This window comes from Chryseobacterium culicis, assembly GCF_002979755.1.
GTDB lineage: Bacteria > Bacteroidota > Bacteroidia > Flavobacteriales > Weeksellaceae > Chryseobacterium > Chryseobacterium culicis_A.
Map to the genome: position 1 here is coordinate 199,892 of NZ_PCPP01000002.1, position 26,913 is coordinate 226,804.

A 26,913-nucleotide genomic window follows, 5' to 3' on the forward strand; every position below is an offset into this window, starting at 1 on the left:
ATTATTTTGTTGAGATTAATTTTCCGTCTTGATAGACCTCTGTTTTTTCTATGCTTCCGTCTTCACGGTAATGAACTCTGTTGCCGTTTCTTTTATCATTGGCAAGCTCTGTTTCACGCTGTAATTTTCCTGAGGGATAAAATACTTTCCATTTTCCGGTAGCAAGTCCGTTATCGTACTGGCCAATATCTTTTATCGATTTTCCGTCTTCATGGAAGGTCTTGCTTTCCCCCTGTAATTTATTAAATTTATAATTGGAGATTTCAATGATTTTACCGGCAGGAGAATAAAAAGTAGCCGTAAGACTGTTATCATAAATATTCTTATCTCCATTTCTGAATGCCTCTTTGGAGGTAAGAACTCCGCTCTTGTCAAAATATGACCATTCTTTTACTTTGAATCCTTTTTTATATTCTCCCTGTGATTGTACTTTTCCATTATCATAATAAAAAATGGCATCGCCGTCCAGTTTCCCTTTTTTCCATTCCACTACATTTTTTACCTGTCCGTTCTCATAGAATTCTTTACAGGATCCTTCCTGCAATCCGTCTTTATATCCACAAGGTTTCTGAGCCATGATCATGACAGAAGTGGAAAAAAACAATAGAAACATGTACTTCATAGCTATTTTTATTTCAAAAATAGTAAAATACTTATATTTGACTCAAAAATATACTATGAAAAAATTATTCACCTTATTCATATTATTATGGGGATTTATGTACTTCGAAGCACAGAATACCTATTATCCTCAAGCTTTTTTTGATAAAAAACTGGCCAGAGAAATGCTTGGATTCGGAAATTCTACCATTGAAGGAGTAGCTTCCACAAAACAAAAAAACAATTGGGGGATCAAACCATTGCTTGGAGAAAAACATTATGCACCCAAAGGAACTGTTGTCATGCTTTTTCCTGTAACTCCTTATTTCGAGGAATTTTATGATATGAGAAAGAAATATGAAAATAAAAAAACAACAGTATATATGTCTGAAGAGGCTTTTAAATACAGAGTAGAAGCTTTAACAGATGATCACGGCAGGTTTAAATTTGAAAAGCTGAAACCCGGTAAATATTATCTTGAAACCATTGTCAATTTTACTGCATCGGCAAGTTATCAGCAACAGACCGGAACTTCAGATGCTTATAACGGATATGGAGCTTATCTGTATTCTACTCCCATATACAGTACCTTTTTTTACGGATATTCTGCTGCCAACAGGGAAAGCAAATTTGTAGAAATAAAACAGGACGGCGAACTGAAAGAAATCAAGCTTTAAAAGCTTGATTTTTTATTTTCTGTTCATAATCTGATGTACATTCTTCTCAATATTCTGGGCTATAGTCTCCATCGGAATATCATTTTCGTCATTATTAAAAGGATCTTCAATCTCTTCGGCAATAAGCTCCAGGCTCATCAAAACATAATATACAAAAACCGTCAGAGGGATCATAAAAAGACCTATTGTAATAACGTATGCAATAGGTAAAGCAAAAACATACAGAATGATGAATTTCTTGATAAAAGAAGAGTATGAATAAGGAATCGGAGTATTTTTGATTCTTTCGCAGCCTCCGCATACATCCAGAAACCCTGAAAGTTGGGTATCTAAGTACAGCATTTCAACTTCTGAAACTTTCCCTTCTTTTTTTAATTGGTTCAGTTTATGGCTAAGCAGAATCACTATTTCGCTTGGTCCATGATTTTTCAAAGAATTTTCAATTTCAGAATAATCTTCATCCAATGCCAGCCTCGTAGATTCTTTAGAAAGATGTTTGGCTAAAAAGTGAGGAAAGTATTTTAAATATCTTGCAATCTGCTCAGCATCCTGGCGGTTATCACCTAGAATAGTATTGATTTTTATGGCAAGATTTCTGGTGTCATTGACCAGTTTTCCCCAAAGTTTTCGCCCTTCCCACCATCGGTCATAAGCGGTATTAGTCCTGAAAACCAGTAAAAGAGAAAGAACAAATCCTAGCAGAGAATGAATCATACCTACATTACTGACTCCGGATTTTGTAGTAAGGTGTAGATATTCAACTTCTAAATACTGAATTCCCCAGGAGTACAGTCCTACAAGAATCATACTTGGAAAAAGGATTTTTAATGTATCACTTTTGTGTAAACTGAAAAGGATTTTAATGAAATGTTTGGTATTGTAGACTCTCATAAACTCGCTTATTACCACAAATATAAATTTTTCATCTGAGCTCTGCTAATAAAGTAAGGAAGTCTGAAGCTGGAAGCTGGAAGTTATTGAAGCCGAAGAAGAGTTCTAAGTTTTCCATAAAAAGATTTTTATAGAATGATGTATAGACGTTTGCAGACAAGTCTTAACTTCCAGCATCCCTCTTCCAGCTTCCAGCTCTTTTAATCTTAATTTTCTCAGGTTTCAAAAAAATACTATTTTTATTTCGCATTAAATACAAAGTACATGATCCTCGAAAACGTAGATATTGTAAATGATATCAGTAAAGAAGATTTTCAGAAGAATTATTTTAAAAAGCAGAAACCTCTTTTGATCAAGAATTTTGCCAGCAGATGGGATGCTTTTGACAAATGGAACCTTGCGTATATTAAAGAAAAGGCAGGAGACCAGGAAGTTCCTTTATATGACAATAAACCGGCTGATGCCGCGAAAAGCTCTGATGCTCCGGTTACCCATATGAAAATGAAGGAGTATATTGATACGATAAAAAGCAAACCTTCAGATCTGCGGATCTTTTTCTATATCATCACAGACAGGCTTCCTGAGCTGCTGAAAAACTTTACCTATCCGGATCTTGGAATAAAGTTTTTTAAAAGACTTCCGACTTTATTTTTCGGAGGAAGTGAAGCCCATGTTTTAATGCATTATGATGTTGATCTGGGGGATTTTATGCATATCCATTTCGAAGGAAAGAAAAGAATCCTGTTGTTTGATCAGAAACAGTCTCCGTTTTTATATAAAGTTCCTTTATCCGTTCATACCATTTATGATGTGGATTATGAAAACCCGGATTATGAAAAGTTTCCGGCGCTGAAATATGCAAAAGGATACGAAATATTTATGGAACATGGCGATGCCCTCTTTATTCCGGGTGCTTTCTGGCATTTCAACAGATATCTGGAGCCAGGTTTTTCACTTTCATTACGGGCACTTCCCAATAAGCCGAATGTATTTGCCAATATGATGTATCATGTTTTCATTATGAGGTACACAGATAAACTTATGCGAAAAATTTTCAAGGCTAAATGGGTGAGCTATAAACAGAAATGGGCTTATAAAAAGAGTTCGGAAGCACTGGGAAAACACCTGAAAGCAGGAAAATAAAGAGGAAAGGAAGAGGGAGGCTGGAAGCTGGAAGACTCTTTACAGCTTAGTACAACTTAAATACCTTTTTATTAAAAGATAGCCAGCCATTCCACGACCCATAGAAACTTCCATCTCCCATCTTCGTGCTTCCCGCTTATTTATTAATCAGACCGAAGATTGTTGCGTCTACGAATTTTCCTTTTTCAAAAAAATAATCTTTCAAGGTTCCTTCTTTGCTGAAATTGATTGATGTTAAAAGTTTCTCAGAAGAAATATTGGAAGGATCAATGAAAGCATCTACCCGATGAAGCCTCATGGTTTCAAATCCAAAAGTCAGAATAGGGAGAATAGCCTCTTTCATATAAGACTGCTGCCAGAATTTAGGATTAAGCTCATAACCAATTTCCGCTCTAAAGTGTTCCCTGTACCAATTATGATAGCCGCAGGTACCAATAACTTTTCCATTGGATTTCAGCTCCAAAGCCCATCTGAACCCTTTTCCTTTTTCGAATTCACCGTTAAAATGCTGAATAATGCGTCGGGAATCTTCTTCTGTTTTGAAGGTCTCCAGATCGTAATATTCCATCACTTCATCCAGAGAAAAATACTCAAACAGATCCTGGGTATCATTAAAAGTAAGCTGACGTAAAATAAGTCTTTCAGTCTCTAAGACAGGAAATTCCATAAATAATGTGATTTGATGGGTGAAAAGTACGATTAATTACTGATAAAGAAAAGTAGGGAAGATTAACCGCTAAACAATTCTCTTACCCTGAATTTATTTTTTTAAATTTGGGGCTCATTTTTTACTATGGCAAAAGCAGCGAAGAAAGAAACTCCGTTAATGACGCAGTACAATACCATCAAGGGTAAATATCCTGATGCGCTATTATTATTCAGGGTTGGGGATTTTTATGAAACTTTTGGGCAGGATGCTGTCAGAACTTCTCAGATTCTGGGAATTGTCCTTACCAAAAGAGCCAATGGCGATGGGCATATAGAGCTGGCCGGATTTCCGCATCACTCTGTAGATTCTTATCTTCCAAAACTGGTAAGAGCAGGAATGAGAGTGGCAATCTGTGATCAGCTGGAGGATCCTAAAATGGTGAAAGGGATTGTAAAAAGAGGGGTAACTGAGTTGGTTACTCCCGGAGTTACTTTCAATGATCAGGTATTAAACTCCAAAAAAAATAATTTCCTTCTTTCATTGCACAAAGAAAAAGAGAAATATGGAATTGCCCTGGTAGATATCTCCACAGGAGAGTTTCTGGTAAGTGAAGGAAACCTGGAAAAGCTTTTGCATATTATCAATACTTTTGATCCCAGCGAGATTATCTTCCAGAGAAGTACACAGATTCCGGAGCAGATAAAAAATAAAAACGCCTTTAAGCTTGAAGACTGGGCTTTTCAATACAATTTTGCCTATGAGAAGTTAACAAATCACTTTAAAACCAGTTCTTTAAAAGGATTTGGAGTGGAAAGTCTTCCATTAGCCATTACAGCAGCAGGTGCTATTTTCGCGTATCTGGTAGAAGATACTCATCATAACCTGCTTGCCCATATTACAAAACTGCAGGTCATTCCTCAGGAAGAGTATCTGATGATGGATAATTTTACCCTGAGAAACCTGGAAATTGTTTATCCAAGTAATCCACAGGGAAAATCATTACTGGATATCATTGATAAAACATCTACTCCGATGGGAGGAAGATTGTTGAGAAGAAGAATCATCCTTCCTTTAAAATCAGTGGACGAGATCATGAGAAGGCTTTCTCTGATTGATTTTTTAAACGAAAATGATCCTCTTAAATACGAAATCTGCCAACTTCTGAAATCAATTTCCGATCTTGACCGATTAATGGGAAAACTCGCTGCAGAGAAAATTTCTCCTAAAGAATTGGGATATCTGCGACAAAGTTTGATTAATATCCATACAATCAAAGCTTTATTGCATCCTCATGCCGATGTGCTGGCATGGTTAGAACCTTTATTTGATCTGGAGGAGCTTATTAAATTCCTGCAAAATTACCTTAATGAAGAGCTTCCGGTAAATATTGCCAAAGGAAATGTCATTAAAGAAGGTGTTTCCGAAGAGTTGGACAGATTAAGAAATTTACAAAGCAAAGGCCGCGGATTTCTGGATGATATGTGCCAGAGAGAGATTGAAAGAACGGGTATTACCAGTCTTAAAATTGATTTTAACAACGTTTTCGGATACTATATTGAAGTTCGAAATACACATAAAGATAAAGTTCCGGACGATTGGGTAAGAAAGCAGACCCTGGTGAATGCCGAAAGATATATTACCGAAGAATTAAAGGAATACGAAAACCAGATTCTGGGAGCCGAAGAGAAAATTGGTGTTCTGGAAACTTCGCTATACAGGAATGTATGTGCGGAAACAATGGTTTATATTGATCATATTCAAGGAAATTCCAATATAATTGCCCAGCTTGATGTGGCTGCCGGATTATCTGAACTGGCTGTTTCTGAGAGTTATACAAAGCCTGTTTTAAATGACGGCTATGCGATTGATTTAAAAGAAGCCAGGCATCCAATCATTGAAAATGCTCTTCCGTTAGGAGAAAAATATATCCCGAATGATATCTTTCTGGATAAAGATTCCCAGCAGATTATCATGGTAACAGGACCGAACATGGCCGGTAAATCGGCAATTTTGCGCCAGACAGCTATTGTGTGTCTCTTGGCTCAGATTGGAAGTTTTGTCCCTGCAAAACATGCTGAAATCGGATTGCTGGATAAGATCTTTACAAGGGTAGGAGCTACAGATAATATTTCTGCCGGAGAATCTACTTTCATGGTAGAAATGAATGAAGCAGCCAATATTTTGAATAATATTTCAGAACGAAGCCTGATTTTATTGGATGAAATCGGGCGTGGAACGTCCACTTATGACGGGGTTTCTATTGCATGGGCTATTGCTGAATATCTTCATCAGCATCCAACGCAGGCGAAGACTTTATTTGCTACCCATTATCATGAGTTGAATGAAATGACTGTTAACTTTGAAAGGGTAAAAAACTTCCACGTTTCCATTCAGGAAAATAAAGGAAACATCATTTTCCTGAGAAAGCTTGTTCCGGGAGGAAGTGAGCACAGTTTCGGTATCCATGTGGCAAAGCTGGCCGGTATGCCTGCGAAAGTGGTAAACAGAGCGAATGAAATACTGAAAACACTTGAAGCAAGCAGAACGCAGGGTAGCGGAGATACTTCCGAAAGCATCAAAAGGGTGACAGAAGAGAATATGCAGCTTTCTTTCTTCCAGCTGGATGATCCTGTTCTGGAGAATATCCGTGAGGAGCTTACGAAAATAGATATCAATACTTTGACACCCATTGAAGCTTTAATGAAGCTGAATGCCATAAAAAAAATGATTGGAGGGTAATCCAATCATTTTTTTGTAAATAAAGTGAAAGTTTAATTAGCAGCAATAGCCGTCTTTTCCTCTTGGACCAATGATCAGAAAGTGGTTTACTCCTCTTAATTTACATAGTCCTTCTGCACAGGCACCTGCGCTTCCGTTGACTTCCTTTAGCTCTGCTTTGGAAAGTCTTCTTTTTTGATCGGTTGAATTTGTCATCTTCCCTTGTTTAAATAGGATAAACTTAGTTAACAGCAAAATCCGTCCTGCATACCCGGAACTCCGTATTGTTCTTCTCCTGTATGAGGATCTGTACAGCTTATTACTCTTGGGCAGATGGGTCTGCTAGCACCCCCACTGATCTCTTTTAGCTCATTCTTGCTAAGCTTTCTTTTTTGATTTTTTGAATTTTTCATAATAATTTGAATTTGGTAAAAGCTAATTTACAAGTTATTTTATTACGTTCAAAATATTGTCATTCAAATTGTTAACTTTTTTATGGGTGGAAAATTATTTCATTAAAAAAGATTGAGGTAACCCCTCAATCTTCATGTATATTATATAAAAAGCTGTAATGGATTAACAGCATCTTCCCTTGGTGTCACATGCACCTATAGTCATTTCACCATCAATATTGCAAAAACAAGTTCCCGGGCAAAGTGTTCCTCTTCCTCCATTGATTTGTTTTAACTCATTTTTTGTCAGTTTTCTTTTCTGAATGTTTGATTTTTTCATGATAATTTAGTTTTGATTCTGAGCTAATTTACATTTTATTTTTATTAATTCAATCATTGGTGAAGAAATTTCATGGGATGAATGAAATTATTAACAAATTTTAACAGGTTGATTTTCATTGAGAAAGAATGCATTTGTTAATTTTGAATATGAAGAATTTAATCATGATCGTTACAGTATTTATCTTCTGTACGGTTTTTAAAGCCCAACAGACTGAAGTTTCTGTGATAAAATATGAAGAACTGGAGAAGCGGATTCAGCAGGAAAAAGATAAATTGCTGGTTGTTAATTTCTGGTCAACCACCTGTGGACCTTGTGTAAAAGAACTTCCTCACTTTATGGAAATCAATTCTAAATATGCAGATAACCAGAAGTTTAAAATGATTTTGGTGTCACTGGACAGGCTGGCTGATAAAGAAAGAGTCTTGAAATTCATTAAAAATAAAAACCTTACGGCTGAGGTACTCCTTCTGGATGATATCAAAAGAATGAATACCTGGATTCCTAGATTTGAAAAAGACTGGGATGGGAATATTCCGGTGACCGTGTTCTATAAAAATGGAGCTAAATTTCATTTTAATGATGGGGAAATGAGCAAGGAAGACCTTGAAAAAACAATTAAAGAAAATCTACAATAAATAATCTACTATGAAAAACCTGAAAATTTTAATGACCGCATTCATCGTTGGGATGGGATTACTGAGCTTTACAACAACAGATCACGATAAAAATAAAAATCAGAACGAGACCATTTCTGTAAAAGGCTATGAAGTAGGGGATGAAGCTGCAGATTTTAAGCTTAAAAATATTGATGGAAAGATGGTTTCCCTGAGCGATTTTAAAAACGCCAAAGGATTTATTGTGGTGTTTACCTGCAACCATTGTCCCTACGCAAAGAAATACGAAGACAGAATTATTGAATTGGATAAAAAGTACAAGGATCAGGGATATCCTGTAATTGCGATCAATCCGAATGATCCAAATGTACAGCCGGAAGACGGTTATCAGCAGATGATTGAAAGAGCAAAGCAGAAAGGATTTACTTTTCCTTATCTGGTAGATGAAGGACAGAAAATCTATCCGCAATACGGTGCTACAAAAACGCCCCATGTTTTTGTACTGAAAAAAGAGAACGGAAAGAATATTGTAAAATACATTGGTGCTATCGACAATAATTATGATAACCCGAATGATGTATCCGAATATTATGCTCAGGATGCCGTAAATGCTCTGATAAAAGGACAACCAATAAAAATGACAAAAACTGTTGCCATTGGGTGTACCATTAAAGTAAAGAAATAATATATTTGCTCACATACATAAGATCGGTGTTCCTGGAATACCGATTTTTTATGCCTTAAATTTAATTTGAAATGAAATTCCAATTCAGCCTGAAGTATCTTCTTCTGACCGTATTTATTTTTCTTGTGGAGGTATTGATTGCCACCAAACTCAGTGATATTTTCTTTATAAGAGCTTATCTTGGAGATGTTATTGTGGTGATGCTCCTTTTTACTTTCGTGAAAAGCTTTGTGAAAATAAATGATCAGAAACTGATTCTGGGAATTCTGATTTTTTCATTTCTGGTAGAATTTGCCCAGTATTTCAATATTGCAGAAAAACTAGGCTTCCGTCCTGGAAGCCTGATGTATATTGTTATCGGAAATTCTTTTTCCTGGATTGATAATCTGTGTTATACTGTAGGATGTCTGATTCTCTATGTTTTAGTAAAGATTACAAACAATGAAGGCTTAACCTCAACCCCTAATCCCTAATTCCTGCAACCTACTACCTATCTTCCAAAACTGTCATATTTATCCTCCGCATATTTGGTAAAGCGGTTTAGTAAAGCCACATTTTCTTTTTCCAGAGGGGAAAGATCATGATCTACATTGCTTGCAACTGGGATGTACCAATCCGTTTGTTCAAAGAAGTTTCTGTAGGTTTCTTTTTTGAAAGAGTAGCCGTGTCTTGCAAATACAGAGTTCTTGATGATCTCTAGATCCAGTTTTCTTAAGTTTTTAAGATCTTTTTCCGTTAGTTTCTGCTTGGATGCATTCAGTTTGAAGATGGCTTCAGAAGCGAAGCGGTTTTTAGTGGTTTTATAGCTTTCTGTTTTCCCGGTTTCTTCATCCGTATACTTTTCGGTAAACTCTTTAGAATTTGACCAGTCTACCAGATCAGAATCCTTATCCAGCATAAAGTTGGGATTGTAAACAAACTCTTTTTTAATCAGTTTAAGTGTTTTTAAAGGAGCTTTTACGGAAGTTTTATCAAAAGCGTTCCACTTTCCGGTTAAGCTGTCTCCCTTCAGTTTTACCTCAAACCTTCCATCTGTTTTGTCGTTGCCGGGTTCATCCAGCACAAAAGATGTGGTAGCTTCATTGAAAACACCTTTAAACGGGCGCTGATTACCATTAACAATACTTTGTCCGTAAACGCTGTCTTTGGTGATTCTGTTGATCTTTAAAGAAATTCTTTTGTAGTTACTGACATCATATTCTGAGCCGTCTGTTGGGTCAACAACTTTTTCCATTCCGGCAAATTCACCTGTGTAAATCCCGTAATATTCTTTGTGTACTTCAGGAACTACTGCAGAGTCCTTTTTGGCGGTCAGAGAATCTTTTCCTGATTCAGTGGTTTTTCCCTCTTTCTTACAGCTTGCCAGAGAAACTGCCAGTAAAGCAATCAAGGTATAATTTACAATTTTCATATAAGTTTTTTTGTGATTAAATATTCAATAATAAGGATGTTGGGAATCCAGCCCAGCCATGCAATGACCTGATAGACATCCATGGGATTGGGATGAAATAAATATACAATAATTACTTTCCACATTCTCAGGGTAATAGCAGATAATGTAAAAGCAAAGCTCCGCCACATCCATTGCTTGTGTTCTTTAAACCTTTTTTGTCTTGCCAGCTGATAGGCTCTCAACGTTGAAAACCACCATAAAAAGCCTAAAATAACAAATGAAATCTTCGATAAAAAGCCTCCGTTGGCAAAGAGTCCCATATAAATTCCCGAAGGAGCCGCCAACATCAGAATGAGAAAAATATACACTTTCCCCATATTCCGGTGGAAATTTTTTACTCCGAAATCCCTTCTGAGAATAGCCAGAAATCCTGAGAGAAGCACAAAAATACTTGTATACACATGAGTGTAGAAAAATGCAAGATATTCCGGTCTTTCTATAACTTCCGTCTGTTTGATCATCAGAAAACTGACTTCAGGATTAAAAGGAATATATTCTAAGGTGATTTTCAGCATCAGCCAAAAGAAATACCCGAATCCTATGATGAGAAGGATTTTAAAGAAGGAATTACTATTTCTTTTAGCAGAGAGCATTTTATCTGTTTTAACTTTTACTGAATATTGACGGTGGTAGGGAATTTAATAAAAGATCTTACAGTCTTTCCTTTATTCTGGGCAGGCTTCCATTTGGTTTTTATGGATTTTATGACACGCTCCATTTCCTCATTCATGTACTTATCATTACCGGATGATGAGACAGATTCAATATTTCCATCAGTACTCACAACAAATTCAATGGTTGACGTAAACACTCCGGAGTTTTTTATTTTTGCGATATTGAACTCATTGAGAATATATTTCCTAAGAGCATCCATTCCTCCCGGATATTCTGCTGGTATTTCTATATTGTTATTCTCAGCAGAAGTTGTAGGTTGGCTTATTGGCTCTTCTTTTTGTGTCGTTTGGGAAAAAGCAAACTGAACTCCTAAAAGTAAAATCAGTATTGATATTTTTTTCATGGTTTGTTTTGTATTCAGGTTATTTATTTTCAAAGAAATCAATGACTAATTCATTGAACAGTTCCGGTTTTTCTTCAGGAACATAATGGCTTGCATTCGGGACAATAGCCAGCTGTCCGTGCGGAATAGATTCCGCTATTTTCACGGTATGTTCTGTTTTTATCAAGTCTTTATCACCAGCAATAATCAATGATGGGCACTGAATTTTACTCAGATCTTCATACTTCCAGTTGGGATACTTCAAATCCAGATTCAAAAGATCAATAAGGACATCGTTTTTATGGTCTTTATTCTCTTTGGTAAGGCTGGCAAGCATTTCTTTCATGGATTTTAACTCATCATCTTTGACTCCTTCCGGGAAAATATTCGCTCCCGAGCAGGCAATTTTATCTACCATCTCAGGATATTTCATTGCCATGGACAGAGCAAGAATCCCACCATCACTCCAGCCCAGAATCTTTGTTTTTTTGATGTTCAGTTTCTCTAAAAACTGCTTAAGATCCTCAGTCTGAATATCAAAGGTAAGTTCTTTTGTTTTGTCATAAGTAGACCTTCCTCGTTCGCGACAATCTACAATGATCACCTTATATTTTTTAGCAAACGTATCTTTTTGGTTCATAAAGGCGCTGATGGATTGCCCATTACCATGAAGCATAAGTACAGGTTCTCCTTCTCCATAGACTTCATAGTATAATTTGATGCCATTAACATCCATAAATTTTCCATCAGGCATGGTACCGATAATATCATGTCCTTTGATCAGCAAAGACTTGTTGCCACTGAAGGGTTTGTAATCTGAGGTTCCGATTGTAAAATGCTTTACATGCGTTACTTTTTGAGCACGAATTCCTTCAAACCAACCATGAGATGCGGTAATATCTTTTTCAAAACCTGAGTTTTCCAGCGGAACTTCAATCCATTTTTTTGATTTTCCGTCATTGATTTCCAACTTAAAATCGTCAAAATAAAAATCGCCATTGTTTTGAGCAAAAGCCCCAATATTCATACTCTGCGCAGAAGGATTGATCATCCCTTTTATTTCATACGTTTTCCACTCATTGGTTACTTTGATTCCGTAATATTGATTTTCAAAAAAGCCAACCGAGTGATCTTTATTGTCAATTCTGCACCATAGTCCGCAATTGGAACCATTATCCTGATTTTCTTTTCTGATTTTTGCCGTGACACGGAAATTCCAGTTTTGTTTATTCTCTACATTGACGGCCTGCGTGAAGGAAGTCCAGTCGGAAACAATTGTTTTTTCCTGACTATATCCTAAAAAGAGGAAGAACAGAAGAACGAAACCGAAAATTTTTTTCATGGGTATAGTTTTTAGTAAAAATAATGTTTTTTTACAAGCTGTTGAGATCCTGAGCGATAAGCCATCCCTCACTCCAGCAAGCCTGGAAGTTGAATCCTCCGGTCACTGCATCTATATTGAGAACTTCACCGGCAATATAAAAATTAGGAAGCAGTTTTGAAGACATGTTTTTGAAGTTAATTTCCTTTAAATCAACACCTCCGGCAGTCACAAATTCATCTTTAAATGTTGATTTTCCAGTTACCTGAAACTTTTTCCTGCAAAGATTTTCCAGAATTTTCTGCATTTCCTTTCCGGAAATATTAGCCACCTGTTTGTTAAGGTCAACTTTTGAAATCTCTAAAATCTTCTGCCAGAATCGATTGGTAATATCGAAGATCTTTGATTGTCCAATGGTTTTTTTAGGATTGCTTTGTTTGAAATTATGGAAGATTTCTTCCGCTTCATCTATTTCTATGGAAATAAAATTGACCTCAATTTCAAAGTTATATTTAAGTTTTGCAAGACTTATGGCTTCCCACGCTGAAATTTTCAAAACTGCAGGTCCTGAAAGTCCCCAGTGCGTAATAAGCAAGGGCCCGCTCTCTTCAGTTTTCAGCTTTGGAATTGAAATTCCGGCATTTTCAAAACTTGTTCCCGGAAGATCTTTCAGCAATTCATCTTTAATATTAAATGTAAAAAGAGAAGGAACAAGATCTATAATTTTATGGCCCAGCGTTTCTATGATTTTCAACGATTTTGGAGAACTTCCTGTAGCGTATACAATATAATCTGCTTCAAAATCCCCTGAATTGGTTTTTACAATATACTTTTCATCCTGTTTTTCAATCTCTTTTACCGTACATTTTGTTTTTACCGATACATTTTTCTTTTGCGTTTCATTCAGAAAAGTATTGATAATGGTCTGGGAAGAATTGCTTTCAGGAAAAGTTCTGTTATCGTTCTCAATTTTCAACGGAACATTACGCTGGTCAAACCATTCCATCGTGTCGCCAGGCTGGAATTTAGTAAAGACACTTAGCAATTCCTTATTTCCACGGGGGTAAAACTGAACCAGTTCTCTCGGGTCAAAACAGGCGTGGGTTACATTACAGCGTCCGCCTCCGGAAATTTTAACTTTCTGAAGGACATCCGAATTCTGTTCTAAAATCGTAATTGTATATTTCTTTTCGTCAAGATTAGATGCACAGAAAAAGCCTGCAGCACCGCCTCCGATAATAATGATCTGTTTCATGTATGTGTAATCCTATGCGGAAGATTATTTTTTCAAAAGTACAATTTTTATAAACCATCTTATTTGAGTATTTTTGAAGATTATAATTTTAATGAGACCCAAAACGATTTTCATATGATTTTCTACCATAAATTTGAAGTAAGATGGAGCGATCTTGATGCCAATAAGCACTTAGCCAATTCATCATATGTACAATATTGTGCACAAGCCAGAATGGCTTTCATGACTAAAGAGAAAATGGGAGTTACCCAACTGAGCAGATGGGGAATCGGCCCGGTAATCCTGCATGAAAGATATTCTTTCTTCAAAGAAATCTATGCAGATCAGATCGTAATCGTAAGTGTGGAAATAGACGGATGTGCAGAAGATTCTTCTATCTACCGTTTCGTACACAAGTTTTATACACCTGACGGAATGCACTGTGCTACTGCAGAAGCTACAGGAGTATGGATTGATATGATGCTTAGAAAAATGACCACTCCGCCGGATGATGTAGTGGAAGCAATGAATAAATATAAAAGCCCGGAGACCATTGTGCTATCGAAAGAAGATTTCAAAAAATTCCCTTTCCATCCACATAATATTGACCCGGCAGAAATTAATATATAAATGATGAATGATGGTTGATCAATGATATCAATGTAAGCATTGTATTTTTGATAGATCAATTATCATTTATCATTTATCAATCATCACTTATAAACAGAAATTATGTTTGAAGATAAATCACAGGAGCTGACGCCCATTTCAAAATTAGGAGAATTCGGTCTTATTAAACATTTGACAGAGCATTTTCCGCTATCCAATGAATCTTCGGAGCTTGGGGTAGGAGATGATGCAGCAGTTATTAATCCTGATAACAAAAGAGTAGTTCTTACAACAGATGTGCTGGCAGAAGATGTACATTTCAACTTAGGATATGTTCCTTTAAAGCATTTAGGGTATAAAGCTGTGGTGGTGAACCTTAGCGATATAGCTGCTATGAATGCAACTCCTACACAGATATTGGTTTCTCTTGCGGTATCCAACCGTTTTCCGGTAGAAGCTTTAGAAGAAATCTATGCCGGAATTCAGGCGGCTTGTACAAGATACAAAGTTGATCTTATCGGAGGAGATACTACAAGTTCCAATTCCGGATTGGTAATGAGCATTACAGCAGTAGGAATTGAAAATGAAGAAAACATTGTAAAGAGAAGCGGTGCAAAACCGAATGATCTTCTTGTCGTAACAGGAGATTTGGGCGGAGCATACATGGGCTTACAGATTCTGGAAAGAGAACATGCCGTTTACCTTGCAGATCCTAATATGCAGCCGGAAATGGAAGGTTATGACTATATCCTGGAAAGACAGCTGAAGCCTGAAGCAAGAACAGACGTTAAAACGATTCTGGAAGAACTGGATATTAAACCAACTTCTATGATTGATATTTCTGACGGTCTGGCTTCCGAAATCCTTCACCTTTCAGATCAGTCAAATGTAGGGTTCAGATTATACGAGGAAAAAGTTCCGATGGACAGTCTTACCATCTCTACGGCGGATGAAATGAACTTGAATCCGGTGATGACTGCTTTAAGCGGTGGTGAAGATTATGAATTGCTTTTCACAATTTCTTCAGGAGATTTTGATAAAATTAAAAATCACCCGGATTTTACCATTATAGGACATGCAGTAGAAAAAGAAGAAGGAAATTTTATGGTAGCAAGAGGTTCAAACCAGCTTGTGGCTCTTACAGCTCAGGGATGGGATGCTTTTTTAAACCAATAAGATGTATACCTTTACCGTATTACCATGTTTAGTAATTATAACATTCATAATAGTTACCCTGTACAAACACTACATAAAAAAAAGAAATCAGAACCTGAAAGAGTCTTTCGTTTTTGTCTTGTTTTTTGTAACAGTCTGGAGTGTAATTTATTATTTTGTTTTTAGTTAAATAACATACCAAAACCGAAAAATTATATTTAATTTTAAATATTGTAAGAAAACCGTAGTACTTTTTGCTGCGGTTTTTGCTTTATTTGATCAAATACATTAGCAATGAATTCATCTGAAAAAAATATTCCTGTTCATAACCTGGTGTCTGAAGAATTTCAGGTCAACACCTTAGAAAATGGACATCCGGAAAACTTCGAGGATATTCATCGGCATAATTTTTTTGAAATTATCTGGTTTAAAGAAGTTCATACAGACAGCAGTCTTGAGTTGGATTTTGAGAGTTATCCTGTGAAAAACAACCAGATCTGTATTATTGTTCCCGGACAGGTTTTTAATATGAAACTCCGCAAGGAAAAAGGATCTGTCTTGGCTATCAGCAAAGAAATTTTCAAAGAAGCCTGCGATACTGAAGTGGTTCTGGCAAACGGAGCCAGACCTTTCTTTTTAGATGAAGAAAGCAGTGAAACCGGAAATATGCTGATTTCCATGATCAAACAGGAGTATCTTGGCTCCGGACGTGTGGAAATTTTAAAAGCCTATCTGAGAGCTTTCTGTCTCATTATTACGGATCAGATTACGATGCAGAATACCGAGGAAGATGATAAACCGAGGATTCAGCAACTGGTAGCACTGATAGAAGAACACTACATCACTCAGAAAAACACTGATTTTTATGCTGAGCAGCTCAAAATAAGCGCCCATCACCTTAATGATATTGTCCGGATTTCCCGGGGAACAACGGTAAAAAAAATGATTGCCCAAAGACTTATTCTGGAAGCCAAAAGAGAGCTTAGTTTTGGAGCTTTAACGGTAAAAGAGATTGCTTTTAAATTAGGTTTTGGTGATGCTTCTTACTTTTCCCGTTTTTTTAAAAAACATACCCGGCAGAATCCTGATGGGTTCAGGGATGGAAAAGGCTAATCCTCAGAATGTTCCTTTGTTTTTTATTGTAAATAAATAATTCATGCATTGATGCATAGTGCAATCCTCAGTTTGTGCTATTCTTCCTTCAGTTCTTTTATTGAGAAACGATACTTTTTACAGCAATTTTGCAGCTGAAAAAAACGCCTGCGAAGGCTTATTGTTATTTATGAAGAAGAATTTGAATATTGTAGTGTTTATTCTTGCACTACTCAACACGTTAGAATCGCTAAGTATAGATCTTTATCTTCCTGCTTTTCCAAGTATGGCGAAGATTTTTAATACCGATATTGGGCATATTCAGGTATCCATTTCTGTGTTCTTTGCCGGATTTGCTTTCGGACAGCTGCTATGGGGACCTTTATCTGATAAAAAAGGACGAAAACCGATGTTATACTGCGGACTTTTGCTTTTTATTATAGGAGCAACAGCCATTTATTTTACATCGGATATTTATGTGTTATGGGCCATGCGTTTTCTGCAGGCATTCGGAGGTAGCGCAGGGATTGTGATCGGAAGAGCCATCATTATTGATCTCTATGATAAAAATAAAGCAGTCACTATCTTTTCACAACAGTCGCAGATCAGCGGAATTGCACCCATTGTAGCCCCGTTATTGGGAAGTGTATTCCTTAAATTCTGGGGCTGGAACAGTTCGTTTGCCTTTTTATGTATCATGGGGCTGATTACCTTCTTCATGGTGTACAAATATGTGCCGGAAACCAATACCAGAATTCATCTTTCTGATGATGAAATGTTGAATGAAAAAGGATTAAAAGAGCAGTTGAAAATGATCATTTCAAACAGAGATTTTATCAACAGTACCATGGTAGGAAGTATTGCTTTTGCATCCTTGATTATTTACATTTCAAATGCGCCGTTTCTATTTATGGAGATACACGGTTTTTCAAGCAGTACATTTAGTTTTATATTCGCTTTTAATTCATTGGCATTGATAACAGCAGCTTATATTACACCTAAGCTGATCAAAAGAATAAGCAATTCAACCCTTTTATTTTCTGCTACCATTGTATTGCTGATAGTTTGTACATTGCATATTCTCATTGCGGCAGAAAACCTTTCTGTGGCCCTGGAAATTGCAATGTTGTATCTGTCATTATTAGCTATTGGTATTCTGTTTCCCATCACTTCTGCTCATGCTTTATCTCCATTTAAAGAGGGAAGAGGAACAGCGGCAGCATTATTGGGTTTTATGCAGCTGATGGTTACCTTTTTAATATCAGGATTAATAGGGTTTTTAGAGGCCGATTCTATCATTCCGATGGTAGTAACACGTTCCGCAATGGCATTAATTGCTGTATGGTTCGGGTATCGAATTTTTAAGACTCAAAAAGTGACCGTTCCAATAGTTACCCAATCCGAAAATTAATCCCCTTATTTGATCCTGTTGTCATACAATTCAGACACTTAATCAAGTAATTTTTGTAAAAAATAGTCAAAGGGTTCTCTTTGCATAAAATTTAAAATATGAAAAGAACCCTTTCGACAGCTCTATGCTGTATATTGCCATTGGGATATTGGGTAAATGCACAGTCCGGCATCTCTGCAGAGCTTAAAACCGAATACATTCCTGCTTCCAGCTATATCCGTCCGGAAGACAGCGCAAAAACCAATTCTAAAAGTGATTTTAAAAGAGTAGATCTGAACCTCAGTATTCCGTTATCAGTAAAAAAAGATTCCAATGGGAAAATAAGAGCATGGTCTATGCTGCTCAGTGGATCTTATGCAAAGATGGCCCATAAAAATTACGAAACTGCATTATTTCCGGATCAGATGCTGAACGCACAGGTCGGAATACAGCATCTGAGACCTTTGGGCAAAAAATGGAGTATGATGATGACGGCATCTGTAGGCGTATATACAGACCTTGAAAAAATAGATTTCGATGATGTGCTGGGACAGGGAGGAGTTTTATTTATCAGGCATTTTAATCCTAACCTTTCGTTAGGAGCCGGACCGGTGCTTACCACTGCTTTTGGTGTCCCTATGATTTTACCATGGATCTATTTCGACTGGAAAACCAACGGAAAGATTAAATTCAAGATTAACTTCCCGGAAGGAATGGAAGCCGGATATCTTTTCTCCGATAAATTTGCTTTAAAAGCTGTTGTAGAACTGAATGGAATGACCGCAGAGAGAAGTATAAACGGAAAATCGATGTTATTAGGTTACCAGCAGATCACCGCAGGACTCAGACCGGAATTAAAAATTAATGACAAGCTCACTGTACGTCTTACGGGAGGAACAGCGATATTGAGAAGCTTTAGTGAAAATGACCGGAAAATCAGCAGCATTTTCAGAGACAAAAAAATAGCTGATCCGAGATTTTCAAGCACATTTTACGCTGCAGTATCATTACGCTGGAATCTTCCATAAAAAAATGCCGGAGGCGGGGAATTTGATAACTCCCAGCTTCCAGCTATTTACTTATTAATTTCTTATAAACCACCTGATTCAGTAATTCTTCCTTTCGGGTACGGGATATAGGAAGCTCAATTTTATTAATGAAAAGGCGTCCTCCTGAAATCATGTCAATATGGGTAATATTGATGAGGTAGGATTTATGAATCCTGAAAAAATGGTCTGAGGGGAGAGATTCTTCAATAGCTTTCATCGTTTGATGGATAATCAGTGATTTATTTTTAAAATGAAGCTTGGTATAATTCTGCATACTTTCAATGTACAGAATATCTACCCACGAAACCTTAATGAAACTATCAGACTGCCTCACATACAGAAAAGGATCATCCAGAGGAGTATTCTTTTTCAGCTTTTCACTGATGATAAACTGTTGCTGTGCCTTATTTACTGCCTGATAAAAACGGTTGAAAGCAATGGGTTTTAAAAGATAATCCACTACCTGCAGACGGAATCCTTCCAGCGCATATTCAGAATACGCTGTAGTAAGAATGCATAAAGGAGGGTTTTCAAGCTGTTCCAAAAATTCCAGACCAGTGAGGTAAGGCATGTTGATATCCAGGAATAGAAGATCAATTTCTGTTTCCTTTACTTTGGTATCAGCTTCCAGAGCTGTAGCACAGGTTCCTTCCACCGATAAAAAATCAATCTGATCAGCCAGTTCTTTGAGGTGAAATCTTGCCAGTGGCTCATCATCTATAATCAGACATTTCATTTTGGGAATCGTATTACTCATGGCGGTCAGAAAGTTGTAAGGTTAAAGATATTTTGAAAACATGATGATCTGATTCTATGTTTAAATCATGAGCATCAGGATATTGCAGCTTCAGGCGTTTTTTTACATTTTCAAGACCTATTCCTCCCACACCATCCTTCTTTTTATGGCTTATCATCTCTGAGTAGGAGTTTTCAATATAAAAAGAAAGCGTATTGTCTTTTTCCCTGCATGAAATCATAATGTATCCTTTGTGGCCGGGAAGCCTGCAGACATATTTAAAAGCATTTTCAATAAAAGGAACCAGAAGAAGAGGTGCTATAAACAAGTTTTTATGGCTTAATTCCCAAGAGGTATTGACATCCAGTTCGTTGCCCCATCTTAATTTCTCCACTTCTACAAGGTTCTGAACATGTTCAATATCTTTGTCCAGAGGAACCAGATTCTGATTACAGTGATATAGCTGATAACGCAAAATATCAGAAAATTTAAGCAATAGATAATCAGCAAGTTTGATGTCATTTCTCATCAGAATATGAATGTGATTCAGAATATTAAAGACCACATGTGGATTAATCTGATCCTGAAGCAATTTGAGCTGGTTTTCCAGATGAGCCTGCTGAAGAAGAATATGATCACGTTCTATTTTTCCGTGTTCCTGATAAAATTTGACTCCACAGGCAGCACCGTTAATCAGAAAAGAAGCAGGCAGCGCGAGATAAAAACCTTTCCATAGAAGAGGAGCGTGGTCTGAGAAATTGGGAGGGAGAACAGTTTTGTTACTTCCTTCAATATAAGTGAATATAAGAGAATAGATAAAACTTAGTGCAAAAATAATAACCGTTGCCTGAATCAGAAATACGCTCATCTTTTTAGAACGCAGCGCTTTTGGAAGGAGCTTTGTTGTTAGAAAATGAGTGAAAAAAAATGAAGTTATGCTTAATACAATGGTCTGAAAAACAGCGGTAATATTGTCAGATGTCGCCTGGAAATTAATCCAGATGGCAACCGCAAAGACGAGCCAGAATAGGATAACGAAAATATGCTTTCTGAAAACAACGAAATGTATCATGGTGAAGATCAAGTAAATAAATGCAAAATTAGAAACTGCAGGGAAAACAGTTTCTAACGGTAAAGATAATTTAAGTTTTTAGAATAAGAAATAACCTATTCCCAGGGAAAAACTGTGGGGTTTGGACTTAAATTCTTTACTGATACTTGAAAGACTGGTCTCATACCTCAAATCTACTGTGAAATTCTTATAATCTAATCCTAAACCTCCTGTGACTCCAATATTGGACTTGTCAAACTTTTTAAAGCCCTCCAGCAGAGCCTGGGAAGTAGATACATTATTGTTGAAGGCATAGCTGTATACGCCTCCGGCAAATATCCTTACATTAAAATCATCATTTTTAATAAACTTATATCCCACTACTACAGGAATATCAATAGCGTTCCATGAAAGTTTTGAAGAGCTTCCGTCTTGGGATTCGTAAGTTGTTTTTCTTTTGTTGAAAAGAGCCTCTCCCTGTACATATAGTTTTCCGAGGTCCATTCTCGTCATTACTCCTGCCTGATAACCGAATCCGTATTTCCCTTCTAAAGAAGAAGATTCCGTGGACGTTTTTGTGAAATTTGCTCCTCCCTTTACTCCGATGTGAAAAGCTGGGGTTTGCTGTGCTTTAGTTTCTACGGTGCAGGAGATGCACAATAATAGGGAGCTCAGCGCTAAAAATTGCTGCTTCATAAATTAAGTGTTGTTAATAATCTGTTGCAAAACAACAATTATGAAGTAGGAGATGAAATTTTATTTGATGAATGGCAGAGATGCTTTGACAAAAATCTGTTTCCAGATGAAAAAAATAAAACCGGAAGCATTACTACTTCCGGTTTTTTATTACTAATAAGGCTGTTCTTCACAATTAGAAGGAGGATTACAGCCGCCTCCTGGATTTCCGCTACCTCCGCGGACGCATTGGCCCTCACCACCTCCGTCGTACATTTGGCAGACATTTCCCCAGGCACACTGGCAGTCATCCTGACAATTATAGGAATCTCCTCCCATATGGCAGCCACCGATGCCGCTGCCCAGAATTGTAGATAAGTCTTTTCTCAAAAGTTTTTTCATTTTTTTCATGAGTAATTAGGTGTTAAAAGTTTAAGGTTTAATAAAGAGAATATGATTAAAAAGTAAATAGGTTGTGTTATAACCTATTGTAAATGAGTGAAAAAGATAACCCATTACCATTGCAGTAGTGGGTTATATAATCTCATTTTAATAATTAATAAGGTTGCTCTGTACAGTCGTTCGGAGGCAGACATCCGCCGCCACCAGGATTTCCACCGCCTCCTACGGCGATGCATTGTCCCGGATTTCCGTCTTCATACATTTCACAGGCATATCCCCATGCGCATTGGCAGTCGTCCTGACAATTATAAGAGTTGCCTCCCATATGACAGCCATCTATTCCGCTGCCTAGAATTGTAGATAAGTCTTTTCTTAAAAGTTTTTTCATTGTTTTCATGATTTAATTAGGTATTAAATGTTATAGTTTAAAATTGTACATCTTGGTAAATATAATAAAATTGTCTTAATTAATTGTAAATGAATTATGTGCAGCTGCTTTATAAGAAGAAAAGCCACTGCAAGAGTGGCTTCCTTATGATCGATAGAATGTGTGTCTTAAAAACTGAATTCCTTCTGATACAGCATACGTTCTTTTGTAAAAAGAGGAATGGTTCCTTCATATCTTAAAGGAGCAATTCCAAAACCATAGAACATATCAGCCTGGATTTTACCTTTTACAGAAATCACTCCTTTTCTTGCAGGAACAAATGTTAATCCTAAAGAGGAAAGGGCAGAAGCTCTTCCTTTCACCCCTGAGTTGGCAATAGGAATGGTAAGAAACATCAGCCCTACAGCTCCTTTTGCTTCTAAACCACCTTCAGCAGATAAATTTCCCTCTGCAACAGTGATGGCAGGTTCTGATTTCTTTTGAAGATTAATGTTAATCTCTGGATTTTTGCTTACTAAGAAGTTAGCATTTCCCTCAAGATCCAAAAGTTGAGCCTGTACTTTTCCTGTAGCCTGTACTCCCAGGAATGGGCCCGCAGAAAGGGTTGGGCTTAAGATCAGTCCGGTAGGTCCCAGAACGATAGGAACGATAGGAATATTCAGATAGTCTGTAGTGCTTGCGGTGTAGCCCAGGCTTCCTACAATACTAGCAGAGCTCTGAAGTTTGATATCATCCATGATGAGGTTAACATAGAAGTTGGACAAATGCCCCCATGAGAATGTGATATTGTAATCAATCTTTGGCGTAAATCCTCCTTTTACATTCACACTGGATGTTCCTGCTGAAGATAAAGGAAATGAAAACGTTTTATTGAAATTATAACGGTTGAAGGTAATTAATTTCTGATTTTGAAGGTTTTTCGCTTCGATAGAATGTATTCTTTGGTTGATTTGCTCAGAAACCATACCTTCTACAGGAATGTAATTTACCATTCTGCCATCAATATTAACAGGAGCTTTCCCTGATGGATCATACACTCCGCTTAATGTTCCGCTGTAGATGAACTCTTCAAGTTTCGCACTGGAAGTCTGTACTTTAAATTGGTTATCCAATTTTGAAACAGCGCTTACTTTTGAAAGAATGGTGTTCACCTGATCGCCTTCTATCTTAGTCCCTACAATAACAGTTCCTATAGAAATACTGTCAGTTTGCGGAGTCATGCGGCTAAACGTAATTTCTCCATTATTATGAGTGGAAATTGCATTTACTGACTCATCATTAAGAATAATAACATTCTTCTGTAAAGTAAGGTTTCCCAAAGTCTTCATAGGAGCAGGCTCTGTAGTTTTTTCCGCAGGAAGATCCGCCGGATCATCCTGAGAACAAGACGTTAAAATAAACAAACAGAAAATAGATAAAAGAAAAGTAAAGTGAAATTTTCTGCCAATTTTGAAGTGGTTAGATTTCATTTTCATATAAAGTGATTTTAAGGTTTAATCAAAATTAGGTGAATTATTTAAAACGTACAAAAAAATTGTGTTAAATTAACATCAACAGCATAATGATTTTTGATTATGTTTCTATTATATGAAAAATAAAAACCCGCTATCAGAATAGCGGGTTTTTGTATATTATTTTTTAAAACTCAATACTAATGGAATAGAAACACTTGAGGAGACGGGCTTTCCTTTATCTTCTGCCGGCTTCCATTTACCTTTATCTTTAATCCGGTAAAAAGCGGCTTCAATAAAAGCATTGACATCCTCATTATTTCCTTTTACATTAGGATTAAGGGCATTCCCTTTAGAATCTACTACAAAGTTTAATGTTGCTTTATAAGAATCTGAAGAAAAGTTTAAAAAGACAAGATCTACGGCTTCATATAAAAGCTTTTGAAAAGCGGCTTTTCCTTTATCGTATTCAGCTTCTTTACTGACTTTTGCTTTTGTAGGAGGATCTGCAGTGATCATTTTTTGATCCTCAAGGGAAGCTTTATCCAAAGCAGTCTTGTATGCGGTTATTTTATCCTCTGTCAAAAGCCACTCTTTCTTGGTTCTCAAATCATTAGGCTTAGGATATTTATTATACAGAGCCGTTTTCTTCCTTTCATAGCGTGAATCTGCCCTTTCAAATTCAGAAACCTGGGCACTGCCTAAAATAAAAGTGAAAATGAAAGCTGATGCTAAGACCTTTTTCATGATTTATTAAGCTTTTACAATATTAATAATTACTCCGGTTGCTTTTTCCATACTTTCCAAAGCTACATACTCATATGGACCGTGGAAGTTGATTCCTCCCGCAAAGATATTCGGGCATGGAAGTCCCATATAAGAAAGCTGTGCACCGTCTGTACCTCCTCTGATCGCTTTGATTTTAGGTTCGATACCCGCTTCGGTCATTGCTTTGGCAGCAAGGTCTACAATGTGCATTTTACCTTCAAACTGCTGCTTCATATTTCTGTATTGCTCTTTGATTTCCACTTCAGCAGTTCCTTCACCATGTTTTTGATTGAATTCTGCTACTTTTTCCTCCATGAATTTCTTTCTCGCTTCAAATTTATCAGCATCATGATCACGGATGATGTATTGAAGTTTTGCTTCAGAAATATCAGCAGTGATATCCATTAAATGGTAAAATCCGTCAAACCCTTTTGTGGTTGAAGGAGTTTCGTTAGCAGGAAGCATTTGAGCAAATTCAGCGGCTAAAAGAGCAGCATTGATCATTTTTCCGTAAGCATAACCAGGGTGAACACTTAATCCATGGATTTTTACTACTGCTCCGGCAGCGTTAAAGTTCTCATATTCAAGTTCTCCCACTTCTCCGCCATCCATTGTGTAAGCCCATTCTGCACCGAATTTAGCCACATCAAATTTATGAGCACCTCTTCCGATTTCTTCATCAGGAGTAAATCCTACTGCAATTCTTCCATGTTTAATCTCAGGATGAGCAATAAGATATTCTGCAGCTGTTACAATCTCTGCACAACCTGCTTTATCATCGGCTCCAAGAAGAGTAGTTCCGTCCGTAGTAATTAAGGTTTGACCGATATATTTTTTTAAGCTTTCAAATCTTGAAGGAGATAGGGTGAATCCTGTAGCCTGGTTCAAAAGAAGATCATTTCCGTCATAGTTTTCCCAAACCTGAGGCTTTACATTCTCTCCGCTGAAATCTGGTGAAGTATCATAATGTGAAATAAACCCGATGGTAGGTCTGTCATCGTTTTCAAGGTTAGAAGGAACATAGCCCATAATATAACCATGCTCGTCTATAGAAACATCTTCCAGACCGATGGTCTTCAGTTCTTCAGTAATATAGTTGGCAATATCCCACTGGCGAGGAGTAGAAGGTGTCGTTTCACTTTCTGCATCACTGGTTGAATATATTTTTACATAGCTAAGAAAACGGTTCAGTAATTTTTCTTTCCACAATGGGTTGAATTCTATTGTACTCATCAGATATCATAAATTTTAACAAAGTTAGCAAATTTGATGCTGAGAATACGTTATTTGCGATTTAATATCAGTTATTGAAATTATAAATCAGATATAAATCTTTGAAAATCAAAATAATGTTAGCTTTGTATGTACAGTATACTAAGTAGTTTAGTTTTATTATATTTGAGAAAATCAAAAAGTAAAAATGTTTCTTACCGAATGTCCTAGAGATGCCATGCAGGGATGGGGAGAATTTATCCCTACCGATAAAAAAATAGATTATATCAACTCCTTGATGGATGTTGGCTTTGATGTATTGGATTGTCTGAGTTTTGTTTCTCCAAAAGCAATTCCACAGATGGCTGACTCTGATGAGGTGGCAAAAAATATTGATAAATCACGTTCCAAGACTAAAGTTTCTGCAATCATCGGTAATTACAGAGGTGCCGAAAAAGCATTGAAACACCAGTCAGTAGATATTCTGGGCTTCCCTTTTTCTATTTCCGAAACTTTTCAGCACAGAAATACCAATAAAAGTCAGGAAGAAGCTTTTGATGAAATTATTAAAATGCTTGATCTGGTAAAAAGTGAAGGAAAACAGCTGAATATCTATTTCTCCATGGCTTTTGGAAATCCATACGGTGAAATGTGGAAATGGGAAGATGTTGACCAGTGGGCACAGCGATTCTCTGATATCGGAGTGAAAGATATCTTATTATCTGATACTACAGGGGTAGCAACTCCGGAAACCATTGCCCTTTTGTTTGAAAAAATACCTTCAAAATATCCTGGAATCAACTTCGGAGGACATTTTCATAACCGTTATGAAGATTCTTATTCGAAATTAAAGGCTGCTTATGATCAAGGCTGCAGAAGATTTGACAGCGCCATCAAAGGAATCGGAGGATGTCCTATGGCAAAAGATGATCTTGTAGGAAATATGCCTACAGAGCAGGTAATCAATTTTATGAGTGTTGAAAAAGCCCCACATAAATTGAATCTCCTGAACTTTGAAAGTTCTTATAATAAAGCGAAGGATATTTTTCATTTTTAAAAAGAATACATCATAAATTTCACAGATCTAACAATTTATATAGATCTTTGGATGGTATGATCCTAAATTTGTCATTCCGTAGGAATCTCATTTTCGTTATTGAAAAGATAATTTGGATTCCTACAGAATGACAAAATACGACTGAACTATTTGTTTTGTTA

At 36.7% G+C, this 26,913-nt stretch carries 31 protein-coding genes; 12 read left to right on the plus strand and 19 right to left on the minus strand.

Features of this window, described 5'->3' with window-relative positions; translation table 11 throughout:
- Nucleotide 1 precedes the first annotated feature (1 nt).
- The gene (locus tag CQ022_RS14015; protein ID WP_228421712.1) at nt 2–622 is read right to left on the minus strand and encodes a toxin-antitoxin system YwqK family antitoxin; all 621 of its coding nucleotides are present in this window, start codon (nt 620–622) and stop codon (nt 2–4) included.
- 55 nt (nt 623–677) lie between these two features.
- Between CQ022_RS14015 and CQ022_RS14020 the strand changes: the two genes are divergently transcribed.
- A complete protein-coding gene (locus CQ022_RS14020) occupies nt 678–1,277 on the plus strand; it encodes a hypothetical protein (RefSeq protein ID WP_228421714.1) in 600 nt (199 codons plus the stop codon).
- Between the two features lie 12 nt (nt 1,278–1,289).
- Here the strand turns inward: CQ022_RS14020 and CQ022_RS14025 are convergent, their stop codons facing one another.
- Nucleotides 1,290–2,168: a bestrophin family protein gene (locus tag CQ022_RS14025; RefSeq protein WP_105682977.1), complete on the minus strand. Its 879-nt coding sequence runs from the start codon at nt 2,166–2,168 to the stop codon at nt 1,290–1,292.
- Between the two features lie 264 nt (nt 2,169–2,432).
- Here CQ022_RS14025 and CQ022_RS14030 point away from each other — a divergent pair, with 264 nt between their 5' ends.
- On the plus strand, nt 2,433–3,311 hold the full coding sequence (locus CQ022_RS14030) for a cupin-like domain-containing protein (protein ID WP_105682978.1): 879 nt from the start codon (nt 2,433–2,435) through the stop codon (nt 3,309–3,311).
- A 136-nt stretch (nt 3,312–3,447) separates the two neighbouring features.
- Here CQ022_RS14030 and CQ022_RS14035 read toward each other — a convergent pair whose 3' ends face one another.
- Nucleotides 3,448–3,978 carry a GNAT family N-acetyltransferase gene (locus tag CQ022_RS14035; RefSeq protein WP_105682979.1) on the minus strand — a complete coding sequence of 177 codons (531 nt, stop codon included), beginning with the start codon at nt 3,976–3,978 and terminating at the stop codon, nt 3,448–3,450.
- A gap of 126 nt (nt 3,979–4,104) precedes the next feature.
- Between CQ022_RS14035 and mutS the strand changes: the two genes are divergently transcribed.
- A complete protein-coding gene (gene mutS, locus CQ022_RS14040) occupies nt 4,105–6,699 on the plus strand; it encodes a DNA mismatch repair protein MutS (protein ID WP_105682980.1) in 2,595 nt (864 codons plus the stop codon).
- Nucleotides 6,700–6,735: 36 nt separating this feature from the next.
- Here mutS and CQ022_RS22985 read toward each other — a convergent pair whose 3' ends face one another.
- The 3 genes from CQ022_RS22985 to CQ022_RS22755 form a co-directional block, all read right to left on the minus strand.
- The gene (locus tag CQ022_RS22985; protein ID WP_165791665.1) at nt 6,736–6,894 is read right to left on the minus strand and encodes a hypothetical protein; all 159 of its coding nucleotides are present in this window, start codon (nt 6,892–6,894) and stop codon (nt 6,736–6,738) included.
- 29 nt (nt 6,895–6,923) lie between these two features.
- Nucleotides 6,924–7,091 carry a bacteriocin gene (locus tag CQ022_RS22750; RefSeq protein WP_123864436.1) on the minus strand — a complete coding sequence of 56 codons (168 nt, stop codon included), beginning with the start codon at nt 7,089–7,091 and terminating at the stop codon, nt 6,924–6,926.
- 163 nt (nt 7,092–7,254) lie between these two features.
- On the minus strand, nt 7,255–7,410 hold the full coding sequence (locus CQ022_RS22755; protein WP_123864437.1) for a bacteriocin: 156 nt from the start codon (nt 7,408–7,410) through the stop codon (nt 7,255–7,257).
- A 149-nt stretch (nt 7,411–7,559) separates the two neighbouring features.
- Between CQ022_RS22755 and CQ022_RS14045 the strand changes: the two genes are divergently transcribed.
- The 3 genes from CQ022_RS14045 to CQ022_RS14055 all read left to right on the plus strand — a co-directional run bounded on the left by CQ022_RS14045 (nt 7,560) and on the right by CQ022_RS14055 (nt 9,185).
- Nucleotides 7,560–8,048: a TlpA family protein disulfide reductase gene (locus CQ022_RS14045; RefSeq protein WP_105682981.1), complete on the plus strand. Its 489-nt coding sequence runs from the start codon at nt 7,560–7,562 to the stop codon at nt 8,046–8,048.
- A gap of 10 nt (nt 8,049–8,058) precedes the next feature.
- On the plus strand, nt 8,059–8,712 hold the full coding sequence (locus CQ022_RS14050) for a thioredoxin family protein (RefSeq protein WP_105682982.1): 654 nt from the start codon (nt 8,059–8,061) through the stop codon (nt 8,710–8,712).
- 71 nt (nt 8,713–8,783) lie between these two features.
- Nucleotides 8,784–9,185 (plus strand): DUF2809 domain-containing protein, encoded by a 402-nt coding sequence (locus CQ022_RS14055; RefSeq protein ID WP_105682983.1) that lies wholly within the window; start codon nt 8,784–8,786, stop codon nt 9,183–9,185.
- 17 nt (nt 9,186–9,202) lie between these two features.
- On the opposite strand, the gene CQ022_RS14060 is transcribed toward CQ022_RS14055, so the two are convergent.
- The 5 genes from CQ022_RS14060 to CQ022_RS14080 are packed head-to-tail and all read right to left on the minus strand — an operon-like array spanning nt 9,203 to nt 13,738.
- Nucleotides 9,203–10,123 carry a YARHG domain-containing protein gene (locus CQ022_RS14060; protein ID WP_105682984.1) on the minus strand — a complete coding sequence of 307 codons (921 nt, stop codon included), beginning with the start codon at nt 10,121–10,123 and terminating at the stop codon, nt 9,203–9,205.
- A complete protein-coding gene (locus CQ022_RS14065; RefSeq protein ID WP_105682985.1) occupies nt 10,120–10,758 on the minus strand; it encodes a DUF2306 domain-containing protein in 639 nt (212 codons plus the stop codon). Before CQ022_RS14065 ends, CQ022_RS14060 begins: the two co-directional genes overlap by 4 nt.
- A gap of 17 nt (nt 10,759–10,775) precedes the next feature.
- A complete protein-coding gene (locus tag CQ022_RS14070; protein ID WP_123864438.1) occupies nt 10,776–11,183 on the minus strand; it encodes an energy transducer TonB in 408 nt (135 codons plus the stop codon).
- Between the two features lie 19 nt (nt 11,184–11,202).
- Nucleotides 11,203–12,504 carry an alpha/beta fold hydrolase gene (locus CQ022_RS14075; protein WP_105682987.1) on the minus strand — a complete coding sequence of 434 codons (1,302 nt, stop codon included), beginning with the start codon at nt 12,502–12,504 and terminating at the stop codon, nt 11,203–11,205.
- A 31-nt stretch (nt 12,505–12,535) separates the two neighbouring features.
- Nucleotides 12,536–13,738, minus strand: a complete 1,203-nt coding sequence (locus CQ022_RS14080) for an NAD(P)/FAD-dependent oxidoreductase (RefSeq protein WP_105682988.1) — start codon at nt 13,736–13,738, stop codon at nt 12,536–12,538.
- A gap of 114 nt (nt 13,739–13,852) precedes the next feature.
- On the opposite strand from CQ022_RS14080, the gene CQ022_RS14085 reads away from it, so the two are divergent.
- The 5 genes from CQ022_RS14085 to CQ022_RS14105 all read left to right on the plus strand — a co-directional run bounded on the left by CQ022_RS14085 (nt 13,853) and on the right by CQ022_RS14105 (nt 18,991).
- Nucleotides 13,853–14,347, plus strand: coding sequence for an acyl-CoA thioesterase (locus CQ022_RS14085; protein WP_105683399.1), 495 nt, complete (start codon nt 13,853–13,855; stop codon nt 14,345–14,347).
- Nucleotides 14,348–14,449: 102 nt separating this feature from the next.
- On the plus strand, nt 14,450–15,502 hold the full coding sequence (gene thiL, locus CQ022_RS14090) for a thiamine-phosphate kinase (RefSeq protein WP_105682989.1): 1,053 nt from the start codon (nt 14,450–14,452) through the stop codon (nt 15,500–15,502).
- A gap of 273 nt (nt 15,503–15,775) precedes the next feature.
- Nucleotides 15,776–16,594 (plus strand): helix-turn-helix domain-containing protein, encoded by an 819-nt coding sequence (locus CQ022_RS14095; RefSeq protein ID WP_105682990.1) that lies wholly within the window; start codon nt 15,776–15,778, stop codon nt 16,592–16,594.
- Between the two features lie 169 nt (nt 16,595–16,763).
- On the plus strand, nt 16,764–17,984 hold the full coding sequence (locus CQ022_RS14100) for a multidrug effflux MFS transporter (RefSeq protein WP_123864439.1): 1,221 nt from the start codon (nt 16,764–16,766) through the stop codon (nt 17,982–17,984).
- A gap of 98 nt (nt 17,985–18,082) precedes the next feature.
- Nucleotides 18,083–18,991: a DUF6268 family outer membrane beta-barrel protein gene (locus tag CQ022_RS14105; protein ID WP_105682992.1), complete on the plus strand. Its 909-nt coding sequence runs from the start codon at nt 18,083–18,085 to the stop codon at nt 18,989–18,991.
- Between the two features lie 43 nt (nt 18,992–19,034).
- On the opposite strand, the gene CQ022_RS14110 is transcribed toward CQ022_RS14105, so the two are convergent.
- From CQ022_RS14110 to pepT, 8 genes are all read right to left on the minus strand, one after another.
- Nucleotides 19,035–19,769 carry a LytR/AlgR family response regulator transcription factor gene (locus tag CQ022_RS14110; protein WP_105682993.1) on the minus strand — a complete coding sequence of 245 codons (735 nt, stop codon included), beginning with the start codon at nt 19,767–19,769 and terminating at the stop codon, nt 19,035–19,037.
- Nucleotides 19,762–20,820: a sensor histidine kinase gene (locus tag CQ022_RS14115; RefSeq protein ID WP_105682994.1), complete on the minus strand. Its 1,059-nt coding sequence runs from the start codon at nt 20,818–20,820 to the stop codon at nt 19,762–19,764. Before CQ022_RS14115 ends, CQ022_RS14110 begins: the two co-directional genes overlap by 8 nt.
- A gap of 78 nt (nt 20,821–20,898) precedes the next feature.
- A complete protein-coding gene (locus tag CQ022_RS14120; protein ID WP_105682995.1) occupies nt 20,899–21,495 on the minus strand; it encodes a porin family protein in 597 nt (198 codons plus the stop codon).
- 153 nt (nt 21,496–21,648) lie between these two features.
- Complete coding sequence (locus tag CQ022_RS14125) at nt 21,649–21,885, minus strand: hypothetical protein (RefSeq protein ID WP_105682996.1); 237 nt, start codon at nt 21,883–21,885, stop codon at nt 21,649–21,651.
- 145 nt (nt 21,886–22,030) lie between these two features.
- Nucleotides 22,031–22,264, minus strand: coding sequence for a hypothetical protein (locus CQ022_RS14130; protein ID WP_123864441.1), 234 nt, complete (start codon nt 22,262–22,264; stop codon nt 22,031–22,033).
- Nucleotides 22,265–22,431: 167 nt separating this feature from the next.
- Nucleotides 22,432–23,739: a hypothetical protein gene (locus CQ022_RS14135; protein WP_105682998.1), complete on the minus strand. Its 1,308-nt coding sequence runs from the start codon at nt 23,737–23,739 to the stop codon at nt 22,432–22,434.
- Between the two features lie 156 nt (nt 23,740–23,895).
- The gene (locus CQ022_RS14140; protein WP_105682999.1) at nt 23,896–24,462 is read right to left on the minus strand and encodes a hypothetical protein; all 567 of its coding nucleotides are present in this window, start codon (nt 24,460–24,462) and stop codon (nt 23,896–23,898) included.
- Between the two features lie 6 nt (nt 24,463–24,468).
- Nucleotides 24,469–25,716, minus strand: coding sequence for a peptidase T (gene pepT / locus CQ022_RS14145; RefSeq protein ID WP_105683000.1), 1,248 nt, complete (start codon nt 25,714–25,716; stop codon nt 24,469–24,471).
- A gap of 187 nt (nt 25,717–25,903) precedes the next feature.
- Between pepT and CQ022_RS14150 the strand changes: the two genes are divergently transcribed.
- Nucleotides 25,904–26,752, plus strand: coding sequence for a hydroxymethylglutaryl-CoA lyase (locus tag CQ022_RS14150; protein ID WP_105683001.1), 849 nt, complete (start codon nt 25,904–25,906; stop codon nt 26,750–26,752).
- Nucleotides 26,753–26,913: the final 161 nt, after the last annotated feature.

Excerpts from the sequence above, each read along its gene's own strand:
- CQ022_RS14015 (WP_228421712.1), bottom strand. The coding sequence starts at position 622 with ATGAAGTACATGTTTCTATTGTTTTTTTCCACTTCTGTCATGATCATG.
- CQ022_RS14020 (WP_228421714.1), top strand. The coding sequence starts at position 678 with ATGAAAAAATTATTCACCTTATTCATATTATTATGGGGATTTATGTAC.
- CQ022_RS14025 (WP_105682977.1), bottom strand. The coding sequence starts at position 2,168 with ATGAGAGTCTACAATACCAAACATTTCATTAAAATCCTTTTCAGTTTA.
- CQ022_RS14030 (WP_105682978.1), top strand. The coding sequence starts at position 2,433 with ATGATCCTCGAAAACGTAGATATTGTAAATGATATCAGTAAAGAAGAT.
- CQ022_RS14035 (WP_105682979.1), bottom strand. The coding sequence starts at position 3,978 with ATGGAATTTCCTGTCTTAGAGACTGAAAGACTTATTTTACGTCAGCTT.
- mutS (WP_105682980.1), top strand. The coding sequence starts at position 4,105 with ATGGCAAAAGCAGCGAAGAAAGAAACTCCGTTAATGACGCAGTACAAT.
- CQ022_RS22985 (WP_165791665.1), bottom strand. The coding sequence starts at position 6,894 with ATGACAAATTCAACCGATCAAAAAAGAAGACTTTCCAAAGCAGAGCTA.
- CQ022_RS22750 (WP_123864436.1), bottom strand. The coding sequence starts at position 7,091 with ATGAAAAATTCAAAAAATCAAAAAAGAAAGCTTAGCAAGAATGAGCTA.
- CQ022_RS22755 (WP_123864437.1), bottom strand. The coding sequence starts at position 7,410 with ATGAAAAAATCAAACATTCAGAAAAGAAAACTGACAAAAAATGAGTTA.
- CQ022_RS14045 (WP_105682981.1), top strand. The coding sequence starts at position 7,560 with ATGAAGAATTTAATCATGATCGTTACAGTATTTATCTTCTGTACGGTT.
- CQ022_RS14050 (WP_105682982.1), top strand. The coding sequence starts at position 8,059 with ATGAAAAACCTGAAAATTTTAATGACCGCATTCATCGTTGGGATGGGA.
- CQ022_RS14055 (WP_105682983.1), top strand. The coding sequence starts at position 8,784 with ATGAAATTCCAATTCAGCCTGAAGTATCTTCTTCTGACCGTATTTATT.
- CQ022_RS14060 (WP_105682984.1), bottom strand. The coding sequence starts at position 10,123 with ATGAAAATTGTAAATTATACCTTGATTGCTTTACTGGCAGTTTCTCTG.
- CQ022_RS14065 (WP_105682985.1), bottom strand. The coding sequence starts at position 10,758 with ATGCTCTCTGCTAAAAGAAATAGTAATTCCTTCTTTAAAATCCTTCTC.
- CQ022_RS14070 (WP_123864438.1), bottom strand. The coding sequence starts at position 11,183 with ATGAAAAAAATATCAATACTGATTTTACTTTTAGGAGTTCAGTTTGCT.
- CQ022_RS14075 (WP_105682987.1), bottom strand. The coding sequence starts at position 12,504 with ATGAAAAAAATTTTCGGTTTCGTTCTTCTGTTCTTCCTCTTTTTAGGA.
- CQ022_RS14080 (WP_105682988.1), bottom strand. The coding sequence starts at position 13,738 with ATGAAACAGATCATTATTATCGGAGGCGGTGCTGCAGGCTTTTTCTGT.
- CQ022_RS14085 (WP_105683399.1), top strand. The coding sequence starts at position 13,853 with ATGATTTTCTACCATAAATTTGAAGTAAGATGGAGCGATCTTGATGCC.
- thiL (WP_105682989.1), top strand. The coding sequence starts at position 14,450 with ATGTTTGAAGATAAATCACAGGAGCTGACGCCCATTTCAAAATTAGGA.
- CQ022_RS14095 (WP_105682990.1), top strand. The coding sequence starts at position 15,776 with ATGAATTCATCTGAAAAAAATATTCCTGTTCATAACCTGGTGTCTGAA.
- CQ022_RS14100 (WP_123864439.1), top strand. The coding sequence starts at position 16,764 with ATGAAGAAGAATTTGAATATTGTAGTGTTTATTCTTGCACTACTCAAC.
- CQ022_RS14105 (WP_105682992.1), top strand. The coding sequence starts at position 18,083 with ATGAAAAGAACCCTTTCGACAGCTCTATGCTGTATATTGCCATTGGGA.
- CQ022_RS14110 (WP_105682993.1), bottom strand. The coding sequence starts at position 19,769 with ATGAGTAATACGATTCCCAAAATGAAATGTCTGATTATAGATGATGAG.
- CQ022_RS14115 (WP_105682994.1), bottom strand. The coding sequence starts at position 20,820 with ATGATACATTTCGTTGTTTTCAGAAAGCATATTTTCGTTATCCTATTC.
- CQ022_RS14120 (WP_105682995.1), bottom strand. The coding sequence starts at position 21,495 with ATGAAGCAGCAATTTTTAGCGCTGAGCTCCCTATTATTGTGCATCTCC.
- CQ022_RS14125 (WP_105682996.1), bottom strand. The coding sequence starts at position 21,885 with ATGAAAAAAATGAAAAAACTTTTGAGAAAAGACTTATCTACAATTCTG.
- CQ022_RS14130 (WP_123864441.1), bottom strand. The coding sequence starts at position 22,264 with ATGAAAAAACTTTTAAGAAAAGACTTATCTACAATTCTAGGCAGCGGA.
- CQ022_RS14135 (WP_105682998.1), bottom strand. The coding sequence starts at position 23,739 with ATGAAAATGAAATCTAACCACTTCAAAATTGGCAGAAAATTTCACTTT.
- CQ022_RS14140 (WP_105682999.1), bottom strand. The coding sequence starts at position 24,462 with ATGAAAAAGGTCTTAGCATCAGCTTTCATTTTCACTTTTATTTTAGGC.
- pepT (WP_105683000.1), bottom strand. The coding sequence starts at position 25,716 with ATGAGTACAATAGAATTCAACCCATTGTGGAAAGAAAAATTACTGAAC.
- CQ022_RS14150 (WP_105683001.1), top strand. The coding sequence starts at position 25,904 with ATGTTTCTTACCGAATGTCCTAGAGATGCCATGCAGGGATGGGGAGAA.